This is a genomic window from Oleiphilus sp. HI0066 (genome assembly GCF_001635725.1).
Genome location: NZ_LWFH01001040.1, coordinates 1 through 2,145, shown reverse-complemented (window position 1 = coordinate 2,145; position 2,145 = coordinate 1). Strand labels below are relative to the sequence as shown.

Genomic DNA, 2,145 nt, shown 5'->3' with positions numbered 1-2,145 from the left:
AGTCATGGATATTAAAGATGCAATTGCTCAGATTGTTGAGGGGCAAAGCCTAGCAACAGAAGATATGAAAGTCGTGATGCAGACGGTAATGACGGGCGAAGCGACCGATGCGCAGATTGGTGCTCTATTGATTGCGTTGCGTATGAAGGGCGAGTCGATTGACGAAATTACCGGTGCAGCGCAAGTGATGCGTGATTTGTCTGCCTCTGTAAATGTTGATGCTCAGCACTTAGTTGATACCTGTGGAACTGGTGGTGATGGCTCTAATTTGTTTAACGTATCGACTGCATCTGCCTTTGTAGTTGCAGCCGCAGGGGGCAGCGTTGCAAAGCATGGTAATCGTAGTGTTTCTAGTAGTACCGGAAGTGCTGATCTTCTTGAAGCTGCAGGTGTTAATTTGGGCTTAAGCCCTGAGCAAGTTGCGCGCGCAGTGCAAGAGATTGGTGTTGGATTTATGTTTGCGCCAGCCCACCATAGCGCGATGCGTCATGCAATTGGCCCACGCAAAGAATTAGCAATGCGTACGATTTTCAATATGTTAGGGCCAATGACAAATCCTGCTGGTGTAAAGCGCCAGATTATCGGTGTGTTTTCGAAAGCACTTTGCCGTCCAATGGCGGAAGTATTAAATCGCCTTGGCAGTGAGCATGTGATGGTGGTGCATTCTGACGACGGCCTTGATGAAATTTCTATTGCGGCTAATACCCATGTTGCAGAATTGCGAGATGGCGAAGTTATTGAATATGAAATTCGACCTGTTGCCTTAGGTATTCAAGAAGCAGCATTAACTGATTTAAGTGTGGATAGTGCGGAGCAAAGTCTTGCTCTCATTAAGTCAGCATTAGGCAAAGATGATGGCGATATCGCGCAGAAGGCGCGTAACATCATTACGATCAATGCGGCTGCTGCGATATACGTGTCTGGTCTAGCAGATTCGTTGAAGGCTGGTGTGTCAATGGCTGAAGACGCGATCGGAAGTGGTTTGGCCTTAGCCAAAATGAGTGAGTTAGCGAGTTTCTCACAAGTATTTAAAGAAGATTAAACGCATTAGCGAGAAGTTACATGAGCAGCAAAGTGAATGACAGCACACCAACGATTCTGCGCAATATTGTTGCGCGTAAGTGGGAAGAAGTAGAGGAGCGCAGTGCTGCGCTCGTGTTGACCGAGCTAAAAGCACAATCGCTTGATAAACCAGAGTGTCGAGGCTTTGTTGCATCGATTGAATCCAAGCTTGCATCTAAGCAGTCAGCCGTGATTGCAGAAATCAAGAAGGCTTCTCCAAGTAAAGGTGTGATTCGAGAAGACTTCCGACCTGCTGAGATTGCGCAGTCTTATGACAATGCAGGTGCTGCCTGTTTATCTGTTTTAACAGATAGAGACTTCTTCCAAGGGCATGAAGATTATTTACAACTTGCGCGTAATGCAGTCTCTCTACCAGTCATTCGCAAAGATTTTATGGTGTCTCCATATCAAATTTATGAGAGCCGCGTTGTAAATGCAGATTGTGTGTTGTTGATCGCTGCATGCTTAACCAAAGACCAGATGCAGGAACTTTCAGGTATCTCACATGAGCTTGGTTTAGATGTATTGGTCGAAGTGCATAATGCACAAGAACTCGACGTTGCGCTTACGCTTGATACTAAGCTTATCGGCATTAATAACCGCGATTTGCATAGTTTTGAGGTAAGCCTAGATAACACGTTTCAGTTACTTGAAAGCATCCCAGAAAATAGAATTGTTGTGACCGAAAGCGGTATTCATACATTGGATGACGTTCAGGATATGCGCAAAAATCAGGTGAATACCTTTTTGGTTGGCGAAGCATTTATGCGAGCCGAAAACCCTGGCGATGAGTTGGCGAGATTGTTTTTTTAAAGGCAATTTTTACAAGTTAACGAACAATCCTATTACGGAGGGTGAAATCCCTCCGAACATCTGATAATTTCTTATTGCGCAAACAAAAATAAAAGGACGCTATCATGAAAGTATTGGGTCTACCCACGCTTATTAAAACCCTTTTTGTTGCTAGTTTCGTTACCTTGATTGCATGTGCCGAACAAGCACAAGAGCAAGCAGTTGTAGAAACGAAAGCAGAAACAATTACTCTTAAGCTTGCTGAAACTTGGGGACCGAATTTCCCTATTT

At 44.6% G+C, this 2,145-nt stretch carries 2 protein-coding genes; both read left to right on the top strand.

Features of this window, described 5'->3' with window-relative positions; genetic code table 11:
* Positions 1 to 4: 4 nt before the first annotated feature.
* Positions 5 to 1,042, top strand: a complete 1,038-nt coding sequence (gene trpD, locus A3738_RS12700; protein ID WP_068763618.1) for an anthranilate phosphoribosyltransferase — start codon at positions 5 to 7, stop codon at positions 1,040 to 1,042.
* Between the two features lie 20 nt (positions 1,043 to 1,062).
* The gene (trpC, locus tag A3738_RS12695; RefSeq protein ID WP_068501373.1) at positions 1,063 to 1,875 is read left to right on the top strand and encodes an indole-3-glycerol phosphate synthase TrpC; all 813 of its coding nucleotides are present in this window, start codon (positions 1,063 to 1,065) and stop codon (positions 1,873 to 1,875) included.
* Positions 1,876 to 2,145: the final 270 nt, after the last annotated feature.